The 17,532-nt window shown below is 64.6% G+C and carries 19 protein-coding genes; 11 read left to right on the top strand and 8 right to left on the bottom strand.

What is annotated here, in order from left to right; all coding sequences use genetic code 11:
• Positions 1–148 precede the first annotated feature (148 nt).
• Entirely contained in the window at positions 149–694 is a 546-nt protein-coding gene (locus ACIA48_RS24100; RefSeq protein WP_396737486.1) for a cysteine dioxygenase, read from the top strand.
• Positions 691–1,092 (top strand): rhodanese-like domain-containing protein, encoded by a 402-nt coding sequence (locus tag ACIA48_RS24105; RefSeq protein ID WP_396737488.1) that lies wholly within the window; start codon positions 691–693, stop codon positions 1,090–1,092. The genes ACIA48_RS24100 and ACIA48_RS24105 overlap by 4 nt, the downstream gene beginning before the upstream one ends.
• Before the next feature lie 61 nt (positions 1,093–1,153).
• Here the strand turns inward: ACIA48_RS24105 and ACIA48_RS24110 are convergent, their stop codons facing one another.
• The 3 genes from ACIA48_RS24110 to ACIA48_RS24120 are packed head-to-tail and all read right to left on the bottom strand — an operon-like array spanning position 1,154 to position 4,677.
• A complete protein-coding gene (locus ACIA48_RS24110) occupies positions 1,154–2,854 on the bottom strand; it encodes an alpha/beta hydrolase (protein WP_396737491.1) in 1,701 nt (566 codons plus the stop codon).
• A 9-nt stretch (positions 2,855–2,863) separates the two neighbouring features.
• On the bottom strand, positions 2,864–3,643 hold the full coding sequence (locus ACIA48_RS24115; protein ID WP_396737494.1) for an enoyl-CoA hydratase: 780 nt from the start codon (positions 3,641–3,643) through the stop codon (positions 2,864–2,866).
• Entirely contained in the window at positions 3,640–4,677 is a 1,038-nt protein-coding gene (locus tag ACIA48_RS24120; RefSeq protein ID WP_396737497.1) for an enoyl-CoA hydratase/isomerase family protein, read from the bottom strand. Before ACIA48_RS24120 ends, ACIA48_RS24115 begins: the two co-directional genes overlap by 4 nt.
• 165 nt (positions 4,678–4,842) lie before the next feature.
• On the opposite strand from ACIA48_RS24120, the gene ACIA48_RS24125 reads away from it, so the two are divergent.
• Complete coding sequence (locus ACIA48_RS24125; protein ID WP_396737499.1) at positions 4,843–5,691, top strand: Bax inhibitor-1/YccA family protein; 849 nt, start codon at positions 4,843–4,845, stop codon at positions 5,689–5,691.
• 148 nt (positions 5,692–5,839) lie between these two features.
• Positions 5,840–6,709, top strand: a complete 870-nt coding sequence (locus ACIA48_RS24130; RefSeq protein ID WP_396737502.1) for a hypothetical protein — start codon at positions 5,840–5,842, stop codon at positions 6,707–6,709.
• A 38-nt stretch (positions 6,710–6,747) separates the two neighbouring features.
• Here the strand turns inward: ACIA48_RS24130 and ACIA48_RS24135 are convergent, their stop codons facing one another.
• Positions 6,748–7,965 carry an acetyl-CoA C-acetyltransferase gene (locus ACIA48_RS24135; protein ID WP_396737505.1) on the bottom strand — a complete coding sequence of 406 codons (1,218 nt, stop codon included), beginning with the start codon at positions 7,963–7,965 and terminating at the stop codon, positions 6,748–6,750.
• A 31-nt stretch (positions 7,966–7,996) separates the two neighbouring features.
• The gene (locus ACIA48_RS24140; protein WP_396737508.1) at positions 7,997–8,965 is read right to left on the bottom strand and encodes an SGNH/GDSL hydrolase family protein; all 969 of its coding nucleotides are present in this window, start codon (positions 8,963–8,965) and stop codon (positions 7,997–7,999) included.
• 195 nt (positions 8,966–9,160) lie between these two features.
• Here ACIA48_RS24140 and ACIA48_RS24145 point away from each other — a divergent pair, with 195 nt between their 5' ends.
• From ACIA48_RS24145 to ACIA48_RS24175, 7 genes are all read left to right on the top strand, one after another.
• On the top strand, positions 9,161–10,222 hold the full coding sequence (locus tag ACIA48_RS24145) for an alpha/beta hydrolase fold domain-containing protein (RefSeq protein ID WP_396737510.1): 1,062 nt from the start codon (positions 9,161–9,163) through the stop codon (positions 10,220–10,222).
• 44 nt (positions 10,223–10,266) lie between these two features.
• Positions 10,267–11,667 (top strand): cystathionine beta-synthase, encoded by a 1,401-nt coding sequence (locus ACIA48_RS24150; RefSeq protein WP_396737513.1) that lies wholly within the window; start codon positions 10,267–10,269, stop codon positions 11,665–11,667.
• A gap of 177 nt (positions 11,668–11,844) precedes the next feature.
• Entirely contained in the window at positions 11,845–12,186 is a 342-nt protein-coding gene (locus ACIA48_RS24155) for a CD225/dispanin family protein (RefSeq protein WP_396737515.1), read from the top strand.
• A gap of 99 nt (positions 12,187–12,285) precedes the next feature.
• Positions 12,286–13,221 (top strand): hypothetical protein, encoded by a 936-nt coding sequence (locus tag ACIA48_RS24160; RefSeq protein WP_396737518.1) that lies wholly within the window; start codon positions 12,286–12,288, stop codon positions 13,219–13,221.
• 118 nt (positions 13,222–13,339) lie between these two features.
• Positions 13,340–13,873 carry an RDD family protein gene (locus ACIA48_RS24165; RefSeq protein ID WP_396737521.1) on the top strand — a complete coding sequence of 178 codons (534 nt, stop codon included), beginning with the start codon at positions 13,340–13,342 and terminating at the stop codon, positions 13,871–13,873.
• Positions 13,874–13,883: 10 nt separating this feature from the next.
• On the top strand, positions 13,884–14,465 hold the full coding sequence (locus tag ACIA48_RS24170; RefSeq protein ID WP_396737524.1) for an RDD family protein: 582 nt from the start codon (positions 13,884–13,886) through the stop codon (positions 14,463–14,465).
• Between the two features lie 6 nt (positions 14,466–14,471).
• Positions 14,472–15,626: a cystathionine gamma-synthase gene (locus ACIA48_RS24175; RefSeq protein ID WP_396737527.1), complete on the top strand. Its 1,155-nt coding sequence runs from the start codon at positions 14,472–14,474 to the stop codon at positions 15,624–15,626.
• Here ACIA48_RS24175 and ACIA48_RS24180 read toward each other — a convergent pair.
• From ACIA48_RS24180 to ACIA48_RS24190, 3 genes are all read right to left on the bottom strand, one after another.
• Positions 15,618–16,280: a GPP34 family phosphoprotein gene (locus tag ACIA48_RS24180; RefSeq protein WP_396737530.1), complete on the bottom strand. Its 663-nt coding sequence runs from the start codon at positions 16,278–16,280 to the stop codon at positions 15,618–15,620. The two genes, ACIA48_RS24175 and ACIA48_RS24180, sit on opposite strands and share 9 nt — an antisense overlap.
• Before the next feature lie 37 nt (positions 16,281–16,317).
• On the bottom strand, positions 16,318–16,812 hold the full coding sequence (greA, locus tag ACIA48_RS24185) for a transcription elongation factor GreA (RefSeq protein ID WP_083126812.1): 495 nt from the start codon (positions 16,810–16,812) through the stop codon (positions 16,318–16,320).
• Positions 16,813–17,048: 236 nt separating this feature from the next.
• Complete coding sequence (locus ACIA48_RS24190) at positions 17,049–17,468, bottom strand: DUF4307 domain-containing protein (protein WP_396737532.1); 420 nt, start codon at positions 17,466–17,468, stop codon at positions 17,049–17,051.
• Positions 17,469–17,532 lie beyond the last annotated feature (64 nt).

A 17,532-nucleotide genomic window follows, 5' to 3' on the forward strand; every position in this document is an offset into this window, starting at 1 on the left:
GGAGCGGCAATCGAGCGCAGCCGTTTAGGCCGGTTTGACATGCCACACTTGCCCCGTGACGACCGGATACCTGGTGATTTGCGACGGGGACTGTTGCGCCTGACGCGCATGCCTCGATCCCTTTCCTTTCGTCATCCCTGGAGTCTTGATGGTTTCCACCCTGTCGTTGCCCACTCGGCTGCGCCCACCTGATCTGCTGCACGCCACCGACCGGTACGCCGACGGTGTGCTGTCCGGCCGCTACGACGCTCTGCTGCCCGCCGGCGGCTTGCCCGTGAATGACCGCTGGTTCACCCGGCTGCACGGCGACGAGGAACTCGACGTCTGGTTGATCAGCTGGGTTCCGGACCGCTCGACCGAGCTGCACGACCACGGTGGCTCGCTCGGCGCGCTGACCGTGGTGTCCGGCGTACTGAAGGAAACTCGCTGGGACGGGCGGGCTTTCAAACGCCGTCGTCTCACGGCGGGGGATCAGGCCGCCTTCCCGCTCGGTTGGGTGCATGACGTCGTGTGGGCACCCGATCGGCATACCGCGGCGCCCATATCGTCCGCAGTGCCTGTCGCGCCGGTTGCGCCCACGCTGAGTGTGCACGCATACTCGCCACCGTTGACCGCGATGTCGTACTACGAGGTCACACACCGGAACACGCTGCGCCGCAAGCGCACCGAACTCACCGATGAGCCGGAAGGATGACAGCGACATTGACGGGTTTGACGACCTCGGCCAGCCGCATCGACCGGATTCTCGACGCCGCCCGCAGCCGGCTGAGCAGGATGAGCGCGCACGACGTGCCCGCGGCACTGGCCCGCGGCGCGATACTGGTCGACATCCGGCCGCAGGCCCAGCGCGACCGTGAGGGTGACGTTCCCGCGGCGCTCGTGATCGAACGCAACGTGCTCGAATGGCGTTGCGACCCCACCAGTGACGCCCGTCTTCCGCAGGCCGTGAACGACGACGTCGAATGGGTCGTGCTGTGCTCGGAGGGCTACACCTCGAGCCTGGCCGCGGCTGCCCTGCTCGACCTCGGGCTGCACCGCTCCACCGACGTCATCGGCGGATATCACGCGCTCAAGGCCGAAGGCTTCTGCTGATTCCCCGGTCGCTCCGCTCTCCCCTGGCCTGCGGCCGTGGGCCCAGCCCGCGGGATCTGGTCTAAGCGTTTTCGTCGTTGGACAGCAGCGGACGCAGCTTCTCTGTCTTCTCCGGATTCCAACCCGGCGGCTCGAGGATCGCCGCCCACGCATTGGCAACGTCCCTGACGTAGACGTGGCCATGCCCGTCGGGCACGTCGACCGCGACCGCCATATCCGCGGACACTTGCAGGAAGGTGACGATCGGAATCCACTGCATGCGACCCGAGACGTCGTAGCCACGAGGCTCTTTGAGCCAATCCGGTTCGGCGAACAGCAGATCCGGGTTCCACCAGGCGATCGGGTCGGACGCGTGCTGCAGGTACACGACGCGGGGATGGCCCCACTCGGCGCCTTCGGGTCGGTTGAGATCGTCCGATCGTGCGGCGAAGCGGACGTTCTCACCTCGGTCGAACGTGGGCAGCCATTCCGGTGAACCCTTGTCGCGGTCGCGGGTGAGCTGCGTCCAGATGGTGTTGTTGAACGTCGGGCCGGAGAACAGTGCACCGTCGGTGCGGGCGATGAGGTTGTTCAGCGCCAGGAACGGTGCCTCACCGCCGAACGACCCGAGGCTTTCGCCGAACACCACCAGCCGTGGCCGCTGCGCTTCCGGCATCTCGCGGATCAACGCGTCGACGGCCTCGAACAGTGCCTGCCCGGCCTGTCGCGCGTTCTCCTTGTCGACGAGGAACGACAGCCAACTGGGCAGGAACGAGTACTGCATGGACACAATCGCGGTGTCGCCGTTATACATGTATTCCAGCGCCGACGCTTCGGCCTCGTTGATCCAGCCGGTACCGGTGGTGGTGGCGACGGCGACGACGGCACGGTCGAGGCCGCCCTTGCGCTGCAATTCCTGGGCGGCCAGTGCGGCTGTCGCCCTGATGCCGTCGGCCGAATGCAGTCCGGCGTAGGCGCGGATCGGTTCGGTGCCGGGTCGGCCGTTGAACTTCGTGAGGTCTTCGACCGTCGGTCCCGCCGACACGAACACCCGACCCTGATGCCCCAACGATTCCCACGACATTGCCGAGCCCGGGCCGCCCGAGCGCAGCGGGGACGTCGGCGCCGCGAACTCCGGATCGGTCTCGTCGTTGGCCGCCGAGAACGTCGAGTTCAATGCGCTCATGCCGAAACGCACCACGATGCCGTTGAGGAGTGCGATGGTCAGGGTCAGCAGTAGCGCAACCACCACGACGGCCGAAATACGAGGCGGTGCAACGCGATTGAGCTGTCGAACCAGGAAGCGCACGAGTCGGCCGATGAGCTGGCCGATCTCGACGAAGATGAAAAGGACGACGATTGACAGGACGGCGGTCAGCGGATAGTCCCAGAACTCCAGGCGCGGTACACCGTTGAGGTCGCGCACCTCGTCTTGCCATCGGTGGAAGTAGAAGATCATCAGGACCTGGCCGATGATTCCCACGCCCACAAGCGTGAACCAGGCCCACCGCGGCGGCTTCGGACTGGTGTCCTTCGACTGCATAAAGCGCACCAGCCAAACGCCGAACACGCCGAGGCCGTAACCGATAGCGCCTGCCGAGCCGCTGACGATGCCCTGGAACAGCGGCCCGCGCGGCAGCAGCGACGGCGTCAACGACAACCAGATGAAAATCAGGCCGAACGCGGTTCCGAAGAACGTGTATCGGCGGACCCACCAATCCGGCTCGGGTGGCAACTGCTCCTGCGGCGGAGCGTCGTCGACGGCCTCAGCGGTGTCGGTCACCCAGGCAGATTAACGGTGGCGGAACTCCGGTGTGCGCTTCTCGGTGAACGCGTTCATGCCCTCGGTCTGATCGTCGGTGGCGAACGCGGAATGGAAGAGCCTGCGCTCGTAGAGGAGTCCCTCGGCCAACGTCGACTCGAACGCACGGTCAACGGCTTCCTTCGCCATCCGCGATGCCGAAAGCGACATCCCGGCGATCGTCTTGGCGACTTTGTTCGCCTCGTCGAGCAGGGTGTCGGCGGGCACAACGCGCGACACCAGGCCGGCGCGCTCGGCTTCCTCGGCATCCATGTTGCGCCCGGTGAGGATGAGGTCCATCGCCTTGGCCTTCCCGATGGCGCGGGTGAGCCGTTGCGAACCACCCATTCCCGGAAGCACGCCCAGCTTGATCTCGGGCTGACCGAACTTCGCGGTGTCGGCGGCGATCAGCAGATCGCACATCATCGCGAGTTCACAACCGCCGCCGAGCGCATAGCCGTTGACCGCGGCGATGGTCGGCGTCCGTGTCGCGGCGAACTTGCCCCACGCCGCGAAGAAGTCGCTCGAGAAGACGTCGGCGAACGACAACTCGGCCATCTCCTTGATGTCGGCTCCCGCGGCGAATGCCTTCTCGCCGCTACCCGTGACGATGATCGCGCCGATACCGGGGTCGCTGTCGAATTCCGCTGCAGCCGCGACAACTTCGTTCATCACCTGGCTGTTGAGCGCGTTGAGGGCCTTGGGCCGGTTCAGCGTGATGGTGCCGACGCGGTCGTCACGCGTGACCAGAATGGTCTCGTAGTCCGTCATGTGAACTCCAGTTCGCGGTCGGCCGGCGCGAAGTATGCCTCGACGTCGGCGGTGGTGACGGCCGCCAGCGAGGCGGGCGACCATTTCGGTTGGCGGTCTTTGTCGATGACTTGAGCGCGGATGCCCTCTTCGAAGTCGTGGCTGCGCAGCGCCCCGCAACTGGTCCGGTATTCCTGGCGCAGCACGTCTTCCAGAATGTCGAGCTTGGTGGCCCGTCGCACGGCTTCGAGCGCGACGGAGACCGAGATGGGGGATTTGGCCTCGATCAGGTCTGCGGCGTCTTTGGCGGCGCTCGTGTCGTCACCACGCAGGGCGGCGACGATCTCGACGGCGGTCGGCTCGGCATAGCACCGGTCGATCCATTCCCGTTGCGCCAGAAAGGGACTCGCCGGCGGGTCGGCGGAGTGGGCGGCTAGTGCGGCGTCGACCCCATCGGTGATGACGGCTTCTTTGAACGCGGCTATAGCGTCATGGGGCACGAAGTGGTCGGCGAAACCCATGGCGATCGCGTCGCCGGCGCCGAACGTCGCACCGGTCAGGGCGGCGTGCAGGCCGAGCAGTCCCGGCGCCCGCGACAGGATGAGTTGGCCGCCGACGTCGGGGATGAAGCCGATGCCGACCTCGGGCATCGCCATCTTGGTGCTGTCGGTGACGACGCGGACGCTGCCGTGGCCGGCGATGCCGACGCCACCGCCCATCACGATGCCGTCCATCAGTGCCACATACGGCTTGGGGAAGCGGCCGATCTGGGCGTTGAGGCGGTACTCGTCGTACCAGAACTGTCGCGCCTCCGATCCGTCGGCGCGGGCCGAGTGATAGAGCGCGACGATGTCGCCGCCGGCGCACAGGCCACGTTCACCTGCACCGTCGATGACGACGGTATGAACGTTGTCGTTCACCGCCCAGTCGGTGAGGACCGGCGAGATCGCGTTGACCATCGGGTGCGTGAGCGAATTGATGGCTTTGGGCCGATTGAGAGTGATCAGGCCGACGCCCTGGCGCACGTTTACTAGGACATCCTCGTTTTCGTCCACGGAATGCAACCTTAGCTGTCGGAGTTCGTCAACCTGCATTGAGCTTCGCCGGGTAGGGTTTCCTGTGAAGACCCTGGGAGGTTCGTTCGGGAACCGTCCGGGATCGCCAGTCGTTGAGCGTTTGTTCGTCAACGAGTCGAACCAAGCATCAGGAAGGAACCGACGGTGCGGGAGTCCAGCAACCCGGTATTTCGATCCCTGCCCAAGGGCCAGGGTGGCTATGCGCAGTTTGGTACCGGAGCCGCCGGCTACGGTGCGCAGGCAGTACAGGCCGATCCATATGTGACGCAGTACCCCGACCAGCGGCAGACGGGCGTTTCCCGGCCGCTGACCATCGATGACGTCGTCACCAAGACCGGCATGACGCTGGGCGTCGTGACGGTGGTCGGCATCATCTCGTACTTCCTGGTGTCGCAGAACCTCGCGTTGATGATGCCGTTCACGCTGATCGGCGCGCTCGGCGGCTTGGTGATGGTGTTGATCGCGACGTTCGGCCGTAAGCAGGACAACCCGGCCATCGTGCTGAGCTACGCCGCACTCGAGGGGCTCTTCCTCGGTGCCGCGTCGTTCCTGTTCGCGAACCTCGTCTCCACCGGCGGCCCCGGGATGATCGCGCAGGCGATTTTCGGAACGGTCGGTGTGTTCGTCGGCATGCTCGTCGTCTACAAGACGGGCGCCATCCGGGTGACGCCGAAGTTCACCCGCATGATGGTCGCTGCGCTGTTCGGCGTCGTGGCGATCGCGCTGCTCAACTTCGTGCTCGCGATCTTCGGTGTCGGCGGCGGTGAGGGCTTCGGACTCCGTAGCGGTGGTCCGCTGGCCATCATCTTCTCGCTGGTCTGCATCGGTCTGGCGGCATTCATGTTCCTGATCGACTTCGACCAGGCGGACCAGTTGATCCGCGCCGGTGCGCCGTCGAAGGCGGCGTGGGGTGTTGCCCTCGGCCTGACCGTCACGCTGGTCTGGCTGTACCTGGAGATCCTCCGACTGCTGTCGTACTTCAACAGCGACTAGTAGTCGTCGCGAAAGGCCCGGCACGAAATGTGCCGGGCTTTTTTCGTGCCTCTTCTCCACTACGCCGAAACTGCTGACAGATCGCGATTCATCCACATTTTGCGATCTGCCAGCAGTTTCGGTGGTCGGGAGCGGCGAGAGTCTCTCCATGACGACACCCAACTGGCCGTTCGTCGGCAGCGAAGCCATCACCCACGGCCTCCTCAAGAAGCACGAACTGCGGGCTCGGTTCCGCGCGCTGTTTCCCGACGTTTACGTACCGAAGGATGCCGTGCCGACGCTGCATCAACGCGCCGTTGCGGGATGGCTGTGGACACACCGACAGGGCGTGATTGCGGGGTTGACCGCGTCGGCGTTGCACGGTGCGAAGTGGATTGACGCCACAGATCCCATCGAATTGGTATCGCAAAACGCGCGGCGTCCACGTGGTCTGCGCACCTACGACATGAGGCTTCGAGACGGCGAGTACGGCTTCTACAAAGGGCTTCTCATCACGAGTCCCGGGCGCACCGCATTCGATATCGCACGCCGCGGCAGCCTTGACCAGGCTGTCGCACGGTTGGATGCACTGGCCAACGCCACCGGAGTCTCCGCCGAAGCTGTGCTTGCGGTGGCGCAAGCGCACCCCGGCGCTCGCAACCTCCGTCAGCTCGAGGCGGCGCTCGATCTACACGACGCTGGAGCCGAGTCGCCACGAGAAACATGGTTGCGACTCTTAGTGATTCGCGCGGGGTACCGACGACCGCGCACCCAAATACCCGTGCCCAAACGAGACGGAGCCGGTTGGTACTACCTCGATATGAGTTGGGAAGACCTCATGTTGGCCCTTGAGTACGACGGCGAACAGCACCGCAACGACTCGGATATTTATGCCGACGACATCCAACGGTCAGAGCGCATCGCCGAATTGGGCTGGACGCGTCTGCGAGTCGTCAAGGCGAACAAACCATTCGAAGTGCTGCGGCGTTTGGAACGCATGTGGCGATCGAGACTGCCGACAGATCGCGAAATTTTGTAAAATCGCGATCTGTCTGCAGTCTCGGCGGCAACGGAAACCTAGCTGAGGCGTTCCACCACCATCGCCATGCCCTGGCCGCCGCCAACACACATCGACTCGATGCCGAACGTCTTGTCATGCGTCGCAAGGTTGTTCAGCAGAGTCGCGGTGATGCGCGCACCCGTCATACCGAACGGATGCCCCAGCGCGATCGCGCCACCCGACACGTTGAGCTTGTCCTCGTCGATACCCAACTCCCGCGCGGAACCGAGCACCTGCACCGCGAACGCCTCGTTGATCTCGACCAGATCAATGTCCGAGATCGTCTTGCCCGCCTTGGCCAGTGCCCTCTTGATCGCCTCGATCGGGCCAAGGCCCATGATCTCCGGCGACAAACCACTCACACCCGTCGACACGATGCGGGCTAACGGCGTCAGGCCCAACTCCTTGGCCTTGGTATCGCTCATGATGACGACGGCGGCCGCACCGTCATTCAGCGGACACGCGTTGCCCGCGGTGATCGTGCCATTGGGGCGGAACACCGGCTTCAGCTGCGAGACAGCCTCGTACGTCGTGCCCGCTCGCGGACCGTCATCAGTCGTGACAGTCGTGCCGTCGGGCAGCTTCACAGGCACGATCTCGCGCTCGAAGAATCCGCTCTTGATCGCGTCCTCGGCGCGGTTCTGCGACCGCACGCCCCAGTGGTCCTGGTCCTCGCGGCTGATGCCGGTGTAGTTCACGACGTTCTCGGCGGTCTGGCCCATCGCGATGTACACGTCGGGCACCAGGCCATCCTCGCGCGGATCGTGCCACTCGTCGGCACCCTCGGCCTGCTTGGCCGTGCGCGCCTGAGCCTCCTCGAACAACGCGTTCTTGGAATTCGGCGCACCGTCGGCCGCGCCGACGCCGAACCGCGACACGGTCTCGACTCCCGCCGAAATGAACACATCACCTTCACCGGCCTTGATGGCGTGGAAGGCCATCCGCGTGGTCTGCAGCGACGACGAGCAGTAGCGGTTGACCGTGGTGCCCGGCAGGAAGTCGTAGCCGAGTTCGACGGCCACCGCCCTTGCGATGTTGTAGCCGGCCTCACCGGCGGGCTGCGCGCAGCCCATCATCAGGTCGTCGATGTCCTTGGGGTCCAGCGAGGGAACCTTGTCCAATGCCGCCCGCACCATCTGCGCCGCGAGGTCATCGGGGCGCATCGTGGCGAGCGACCCTTTGACGGCGCGGCCGATCGGCGAGCGTGCAGTGGCGACGATGACGGCTTCAGGCATGAGAACTCCTCTATATACGGATAGAGGAAAACTAGCCTGCGGGCACGACGATGGGTGCGGGGACCCCAGTTGAGCGGCGCCACAGCCGGCTGATGTTGCCGACTCGGGCCAGCAGCGAGCTCCCCTCGGCGTTCCTCGACTCCAGCGCATCGTCGGGCTGGTTCCCATCGATGTACTCGCCCAGGGCATTACACAGCGCGGGAAGCAACTGCTGTGCCGCCAGCGCATAGCCGGCACCCGAAGGGTGGAACATGTCCTGGCTGAAGAGCTGTTCTGGAGCCCTGCGGAATTCGGGCGCGAGGAGGTCGGAGAACGGCACAGGGACACCTCCCGCTGCGCGCACGGCCGACGCCTGTGCTCGCGCCAGACGCAACCCGCGACTGCGCGCCACCCAGCGCAGCGGCTGGGGGATCGCGGTGATCAGACCGAAATCCGGGCAGGTACCGACCACGACGACGGCGCCGCTGGCCCGTAACCGCCGAACCGCTCTGCCCAGCCGTCGGGCCGACGGCCCGGTGCCGTTGGGCCGTGTGATGTCGTTCGCGCCGATCATGATGACCGCGGCATCGGGTGGCGGGCCGGCGACGAACATCGCGTCGATCTGCCCGGAAAGCCCCTTCGACGTCGCGCCCATGATGGCTTTGGTGCTCAGCCTGATTCGCTCTCCTGACACTTCGGCGAGCCCGCGGGCGATGAGCACGCCCGGCACCTCGTCGGCGTCGTCGCAGCCGTATCCGGTGGCCGTGGAGTCGCCGAAGACCATCAGATGCAGGTCGAAGGGCACCCCGCGGTGCCACTTGTCCACGGGTCCGCCGCCGGGCTGATAGACCCCGTCAGCGCGCGGCGGCACGTCCCAAGCCTTCGGTATCACCCGGCGAGCCTTGTCTGCTTGACCGCTCAGCAGATTGCGGGCCCCGACATATGCGGAGCCCGTCGAAGCGAGCGTGGCTGCGGCCGCAAAGGCGACGGTCGTTGTCCGACGCGGAACACGTATGCCCACGGTCACTAGTTTAAGTGGGATTTTCTGGGATACCCGCGTGGCGGCGAACGTCAGGGGATCACAGTGCGGTATCAAGTCCGGTATCGAAATTGACTCGTTGATTGTTGAAATGAACAGAGCCTGTCAAGCTAAGGTATCGGTACGCTGAAGCAAACGGCGGCCCGGGCTCTCTACAAAGGCGTAGGAGTGGTGGCGATGACGGCACCAAGTAAAGTAGCCAGAGTTTCTCGTGCCGGCGAAATGCCTGCTAAAGCACGGAAGCCGCGCAAGTTTCCGGTTAGCGACGGCGCACCCGTAGAAGTCGTCGAGGACGGCCCAAGCCTTGCGGGACGCATCACTTCACTGGCGGCGCTGCTAACAATTCGCCCGACGCTAGCTATCGGAAGTTATGCTCCGCGACTTCCGTGGCCTTGGGGTTTGGTGGATTTGGTGTCAAAGGTGATGCGTCCGCCCCAAGGGACAGTGCGCGCAACGATTTCTTTGCCACAGTGCACCGCACAGCTCGTGCGGGCGGGCGGAGTGCTGCCTGCCGACGGTAAGCGTGGCGTGATTCTGTACCTGCACGGCGGGGCGTTCCTGACGTGCGGAGTGAACTCCCACGGTCGGCTCGTGACAGCGCTCTCGGGATACGCGGACTGCCCTGTGCTGGTCGTCAACTACCGGATGATCCCCAAGCACTCCGTCGGCGAGGCGCTCGACGACTGTTATGACGCTTATAAGTGGTTGCGGCTCAAGGGCTATGAGCCGAATCAGATTGTGCTCGCAGGCGACTCCGCCGGTGGGTACCTGGCTTTGGCGCTCGCCGAGAAGCTGCAGCGCGAAGGCCTGGAGGGTGAAATACCCGCGGCCATGGTGACGATGTCGCCGTTGTTCGAGATCGACAACGAGACCCGCGCCAACCATCCGAACATCCACAGTGATGCGATGTTCCCGCCGCGCGCGTTCTACGCGCTGGTGGACCTGGTCAAGGAAGCGGCGGGCCGGCACCTGGTCGACGGAAAGCCCGAAGACGTCTACGAGCCGCTCGATCACATCGAGCCGGGGCTTCCGCGCACCCTGATCCACGTGTCGGGGTCCGAGGTACTGGTGAGCGACGCGCGCAAGGCGGCCCGACGACTGGCGGCCGCAGGTGTGCCCGTCGAGGTTCGCGTCTGGCCGGGTCAAATGCACGTCTTCCAGCTGGCATCTCCCGCGGTGCCCGAGGCGACGCGGTCGCTGCGCCAGATCGGCGACTACATCCGCGAAGCGACCTGGTAAACCCTCACCTGGTACACCGGTGCCCCGCCTGACACGATGGAGTCATGCGGATCGCACGGCACATCAGTGAGCTCATCGGCAATACCCCTCTCGTACAGCTGAACTCCGTCGTCCCGGACGGCGCGGGCATCGTCGCGGCCAAGATCGAGTACCTGAATCCCGGCGGCAGCTCCAAGGACCGCATCGCAATCAAGATGATCGACGCCGCGGAAGCCAGCGGGGAACTCAAGCCCGGCGGCACCATCGTCGAGCCGACCTCTGGCAACACCGGCGTGGGACTGGCGCTGGTGGCGCAGCAGCGCGGCTACAAATGCATTTTCGTCTGCCCTGACAAGGTCAGCGAGGACAAGCAGAACGTGTTGCGCGCCTACGGCGCCGACGTCGTGGTCTGCCCGACGGCCGTGGCGCCGGACAATCCGGACAGCTATTACAGCGTCTCGAATCGTCTCGTCGAAGAGATCGACGGCGCATGGAAGCCCGACCAGTACTCCAACCCGATGGGACCGGAGTCGCACTACGAGACGACCGGGCCCGAGATCTGGGCCGACACCGACGGAAAGGTCACCCATTTCGTCGCAGGCGTCGGCACCGGCGGCACGATCACCGGCGCCGGGCGATACCTCAAGGAGGTTTCCGGCGGATTGGTCAAGGTCATCGGTGCCGATCCGGAGGGTTCGGTGTACTCCGGCGGCACCGGCAGGCCCTACCTGGTCGAAGGCGTGGGCGAGGATTTCTGGCCGTCCGCCTACGACCCGAGCGTCCCGGACGAGATCATTGCCGTGTCGGACGCTGATTCATTCGAGATGACGCGCAGGCTCGCCCGTGAAGAGGCACTCCTAGTCGGTGGATCGTGCGGCATGGCTGTTGGCGCCGCGATCCGGGTTGCCGAGAAGGCGGGCCCCGACGCTGTCGTCGTGGTCCTCCTGCCTGACGGCGGAAGAGGTTATCTGTCAAAGGTTTTCAACGACGGATGGATGTCGTCCTACGGATTTCTCCGCAGCCGGCTCGACGGTTCGGTTGAGGAGACGACGGTGGGGGAGGTGCTGCGCGGTAAGTCCGGCGCACTGCCCGATCTGGTGCACACCCACCCGTCGGAGACCGTGCGCGACGCCATTGGCATTCTGCGCGAGTACGGCGTCTCCCAGATGCCGGTCGTCGGCGCCGAGCCGCCGGTGATGGCGGGTGAGGTGGCGGGCAGCGTCGCGGAGCGCGAGCTGCTGTCCGCGGTGTTCGAGGGCAGGGCGAACCTGGCGGATGCCGTGTCCCAGCACATGAGTCCGCCGCTGCCTTTGATCGGCGCGGGGGAGCTCGTCAGCACGGCTGCCAAGACGTTGCGCGAGTGCGACGCCGTGATGGTCGTCGAAGAGGGCAAGCCGGTGGGCGTACTCACGCGCCACGACCTGCTCGGGTTCCTGTCCGACGGCAGGAGCCATCGCATCCGCTAGTCCGCTGTGCGAAGACTGGCACACAATTGGGAGGGTGCGCTCCCAAACCGGCCGTTACCAGCGTATTTCGCCATTTCGCCACGCGATCAACTTCCGGACAGAAACCGCTGCACCGACCCACTTCTCAGGTAGGGTAAGCACGCTCGTTGCCAGCTAAGACAAAGACTGGAAGGCGCTATGACCCAACCACCGCCACCGCCCCCCGGGAACTACCCTCCGCCGCCACCGCCGAGCGGCGGCACGCCACCACCTCCTCCCGCCGGTCAGCCGAACAACAACCTGATTTGGGGCATCTTGGTGACGGTGTTGTGCTGTCTACCGCTCGGAATCGTGTCGATCGTGAAATCGACTCAGGTATCCGGTTTGTGGGCCCAGGGGCGTGCTGCCGAAGCGCAGCAGGCGGCTGACGACGCGAAAAAGTATGCGGTGTGGGGTGCGATCGCGGGCGTCATCGTCTTCGTTGTCGTCATCATCATCAACGTCGTTGTCGGCGTCGGCGCCACATCTAGCTACTCCTAACGTTCACGGCGCTCACTAACCCGTGTGGCCACTCTGGGCCGCGGTCGCCACTTCGCCGGTGCCAGTGGGGATTTGGATTGTTCGAAAGGAACGCAAACCATGAGTGATCAAACACCTCCTCAGCCACCGCCGGGTGGTGGCTACCCGCCGCCCCCGCCCGGCGGTAACTACCCACCGCCAGCACCGCCGCCGGGTGGCGGCTTCCCGCCGCCAGGTGGTGGTTACGCACCGCCGCCGCCACCCGGACCGGGCGGCTACGGCCCACCCCCGCAAGCGGGCTACGGGCAGCCGGGCGCACCTGGCGGCTACCCTCCGGCCGCAGGCCCGGGTTTCCCGGGCGCACAGCAGTTGAACGTCGGCGAGGGGTTCTCGTGGGCGTGGAACAAATTCAGCAAGAACGCTGCTGCGCTGATCGTCCCGGCGCTCGTGTACGGGGTCATTGTCGCGATCCTGCTCGGAGCGGTCTACGGCCTGGCTTTCGCGCTAGCACCCGAAACGACTTACGGTTCCGCCGGCAATAGCTACAGTGTCGAAGCCAGCTTCGGCTTCGCAAGCGTCCTCGTGATCATCGTTGGCTACATCATCCTGATGGTCGTTGCCGCGGCGATGCAATCCGCTTATCTGAGTGGCCTATTGGATATCGCGAACGGTCAGCCCGTAACCATCGGGTCGTTTTTCAAGCCGAGAAACATCGGCAGTGTGATCGTCGCGAGCCTGATCATCGGGATCGCGGCGGGAATCCTGTCCTTCTGCTTCATCGGCGGGCTCGTGGTATCGCTGTTCACGCTCTTTGCAACCGTGATCATCGTCGAGCGCAATGCCTCTCCCATTGACGCGATCAAGCAGAGCATCGACATCACCAAGAACAATTTGGTTCCGGTGATCCTCGCACTCCTCGTCATCTACGCCATCACGTTTGTCGGGGCATTGGCCTGCGGCATCGGGTTGATCGTTGCCGTCCCGGTCGCCGGGTTGTTCCTGGTGTACACCTACCGGAAGCTCACCAACGGCCAGATTGCTCCACTGACTCCGTAGTCGTGAACGACCCGGTCTGCGCCCGTGGGCGCGGACCGGGTCTTCGCGAGTCTCTGCGTCATCGTGGCCACATTTGTAAGCTGCCACCAGTCCTCGATGGATTGACAGTGAGGCAAACGTGACCAGTCAGCCGCCACCCGCAGGTAACTTCGCCCAGGGCATCCCAACGATTACGCCGATCGCGAGCGGCAGTGACTACACGTCGTGGTTCACCCGGGTGCTCGCATACGTGATCGACAGCATTCCGGTGTATCTGCTTACGGCGATCGGTGGCTTGGTCCTCTACATCTTCCAGCCGATCGAAACACTATGTGTTGCCGACGCGTTCTGCGCCACCGGAAGAAACGGACCCTCGACAACGGCATGGATCATCTTCTCGTTGTGCGTCCTCGTTGCCGTGGTCTACTCGTTGTGGAATTTCGTGGTGCGGCAGGGCAATACCGGTTCGAGTATCGGCAAGCAGTTGATGAGTTTCAGGGTCGTCGGAGAGCAGACACAGCAGCCGATCGGCGTCGGCAAGTCGCTTCTGCGTCAGATAGCCCACGGTCTCGACGCTCTCATCTGCTACATCGGATTCCTTTTTCCGCTGTGGGATGCCAAGCGTCAGACAATTGCCGACAAGCTCCTTAAGACCGTCTGCGTACCGCGCTAGATCGGTGGATGTGACCGCACCGCCACCTCCACAGCCGCACCACGCGCCGCCGGTCCGGGTGCTGCCTAAACAGGCGTATACGCGTTGGTCCACCCGAGTGGTCGCCAACATCATCGACTGGACCCCGATCTCGGTGATCGCCCTGATTCCTTTGATCGGCCTGCTGGTCGCGGGGGATGTGGAGTGCCTCGACAGCATCTATGGCAGCGGAAAGAGCTACTGCTCGACAGCGGTCTCCGACTTCTGGACGTCGGTCCAGTACATCGCGGTGTTGCCGGGCGTCGTCTATTTCTTCTGGAATTTCTGCTACCGGCAGGGCAGGACGGGGCAGAGCATCGGCAAGACGGTGATGAAGTTCAAGGTCATCAGTCAACAGACTTGGCAGCCCATCGGCTTCTTGATGTCTATGGTCCGCCAGATCGCCCACTACGTAGACCAACTGCTCTGCTATGTCGGCTATTTGTGGCCGTTGTGGGACAAGAAGCGCCAAACGATCGCCGACAAGATAGTGGGCACCGTCTGTGTACCGGTGAACGCACCGCCGCCGTCACCCCCGCAGTCGTCGCCGGCGCCGGGCCCGTCGCTACCCTGATCTGTGATGACTGAACAGCACAGGTTGTGGGGGCTCGCCACCAAGGCCATCCACGCGGGATTCCGGCCCGATCCGGCGACCGGCGCCGTCAACGCACCGATCTACGCCAGCTCCACCTTCGCCCAGGATGGTGTTGGCGGGCTGCGCGGCGGATACGAGTACGCCCGAACCGGCAACCCGACGCGCACCGCGCTCGAAGCGTCGCTGGCCGCCGTCGAGGAGGCCGAATACGGGCGGGCGTTCGCCTCGGGCATGGCGGCCACCGATTGCGCGTTGCGCGCGGTGCTGCGCCCCGGCGACCACGTCGTCATGCCCGACGACGCCTACGGCGGCACCTTTCGTCTGATCGACAAGGTGTTCACGCAGTGGGGCATCAACTACACCGCGGTGTCACTGGCCGACCTCGACGCGGTGCGTGCGGCGATCACCCCGCAGACGAAGTTGATCTGGGTGGAAACGCCGACCAACCCGCTGCTGTCCATCGCCGACATCGCGGGTATCGCTGGAATTGCGTCGTCGTCACAAACAAAGGTGTTGGTGGACAACACCTTTGCCTCACCAGCGCTGCAGCAGCCGCTGACGCTCGGCGCGGACATCGTCCTGCATTCGACGACAAAGTACATCGGCGGCCATTCGGATGTCGTGGGCGGTGCGCTGCTGACCAGCGACGAAGAACTCGACACCGCGTTCGCTTTCCTCCAGAACGGCGCGGGCGCGGTCGCGGGGCCGTTCGACGCATACCTCACCATGCGCGGACTCAAGACCCTGGTGCTGCGCATGCGCCAGCACAGTGAAAATGCCGCCCTGGTGGCCGAATTCCTGGCGGATCACCCGGCGATCGGGATGGTGCTGTACCCCGGGCTGTCGAGTCATCCGGGTCATGACGTCGCCGCCAAGCAGATGAGCGGCTTCGGCGGGATGGTCTCGGTGCGGATGCGCGACGGTGCGGACGCCGCCCGCAAGCTGTGCGCGAACACGGAGATCTTCATCCTCGCCGAGTCGCTCGGGGGAGTGGAATCGCTGATCGAGCATCCCGGCGCGATGACACATGCCTCGACGGCGGGTTCGCAATTGGAGGTGCCCGACGATCTCGTGCGCCTATCGGTCGGTATCGAGGATTCGGCGGATCTGATCGCCGATCTGGAGCAGGCGTTAACCTAAGGCGGGCCGCAGCGCCGACGCGGTGACCGCGAGATTCACTTCCCGCATCGAGGTGGGATACTCGTCCACCCAACTGCCGCTTGCGATTTCGCCGGCGCGGGCGTGTACCCACCGCCATCCGCGGTCGTTGAGCGACAGCAGTGCGCCCAGCCCGTCGACGGCGTGCAGCAGCGTAGTGATCGCCGCTGTCGCCGGGGTGGGTGGCCGTCGGTCGAACAGCGCGGCCAGCAGCGCCGAACGGGCCTGACCCACCCGTCCTCGGTTGGTCAGTGGCCAGGCGTACGGATGGGTGAACCTGTTGGATTGCAAGCGAATACGCCGGATTTCACCGGACTGCTCCAGCTGGTGCGTGAGATCGTTCTCGGTGCGTTTGGACAGTTTCTTAACGGCCGTCACCGATCGCATCGGCCGGCGCTGCAGCATCTGGAATGCGGACTCCGAAATCGGATCCATCATGCCCGGCGCCGAGAGTGCGACCAGTCGACCTGGCTCAACCTCGTCTGCGGCCATCGACGGCCGAACCCGGCAGGCGTAGGCAAGATCCAGCAGCACTGCCGCCGCGAGTACGCGCTCACGTCGATGCTGTTCGAGCCCGGGCTGCGCCGACGCATTGTCGAGCAGGAGCAGAAGGAGGTCCTCGGCGATCTGCGCCATAGTGCGGACTGTAGCGCGAGGCGCCGGGGCGGCTGCCTCAGGAGTGATACGGCTCAGCGCTGAGGAGTGTCACCTTGACGGTGTTGCCGTTGGGAATCGTGTAGGTCTTGACATCGCCGACCTTCGCGTCGATCAGCGCCTCACCGAGGGGTGACTTCGGCGAGTAGACCTCGAGCTTGCCGTCGCTGACACCCTCCTGGCGGGTGGCGATCAGGAACGTCTCGGTATCGCTCTTGTCATCGCCGTACTGCACCTTGACGACCGAGCCGGGCAGCGCCACGCCGGACTGCTTGGGAGCCTCGCCGACCTTCGCGTTGTTCAGCAACTCCTGCAGCTGGCGAATGCGAGCCTCTTCCTGGCCCTGCTGCTCGCGGGCGGCGTGGTAGCCGCCGTTCTCGCGCAGGTCGCCTTCTTCGCGGCGATCGTTGATCTCGGCGGCGATGACGGGTCGATTGGCGATCAGCTGATCGAGCTCGGCCTTCAGCCGATCGTGTGCTTCCTCAGTCAGCCACGTCACCTGCGTGTCGGTCATGATGTCGCGCTCCTGTCGTTCGTTGCTCTCGCGCTTTTCGCGTAAGTAGTTTTGGGATTCGGCGCCGGGAGCTCTACGTGTATTGCCGCGGTCGTCAACGCCTAATCAGCGCACTAAATGCAGCAATACACGGTCCCAGCGGGGAACCGTGTATCGATCCATCGTAGCACCGCGCCGACAACGGATTTTCACGTATTCGCAGTTCGGCGTTTGTTGTATTTACCTCGCGACGCGCTTTAGGGGGCCACCAGGTAGGCCGGGACGTCGGTGCCGCAGCCATACACGTCGCCGACGACGGGAGGTCTGTTGGACTTGACGGCGGCCGTCACCTGCACGGTCTGCTGGGTGGACGGCGGGACCAGCACTTCGCGGCGACCGGTTTCGCTGCCGTCGATCGAACGGGCCCGTGCGATGCACACCACCGGTTGAGACGGATCCTCGCGAGTCACGCTGATCGTCACGTCGACGGTTTCGTCGTCGACCAGGCGATAACCGCCCAATTCCCCCTCGACCGCACTGCTGAACCGTCCGGACGCGATGATGGCGATCGTCACCCCGGCCACGAGGACGACCGCGGTCAGCGCGCCGGCGATCAGGCGCCGCTGGCGCCGGGTCAGGCGCTGACGCCCATAACGCGCGGTGGGACGCTCGATCATCTAGTTTTCATGCCCGTCGGTTCGATGGATCTACAGAACTGGAACTATAGGGCTACTCGCGATG

It is taken from the genome of Mycobacterium sp. NPDC051804, from assembly GCF_044452905.1.
Taxonomy (GTDB): Bacteria; Actinomycetota; Actinomycetes; order Mycobacteriales; family Mycobacteriaceae; genus Mycobacterium.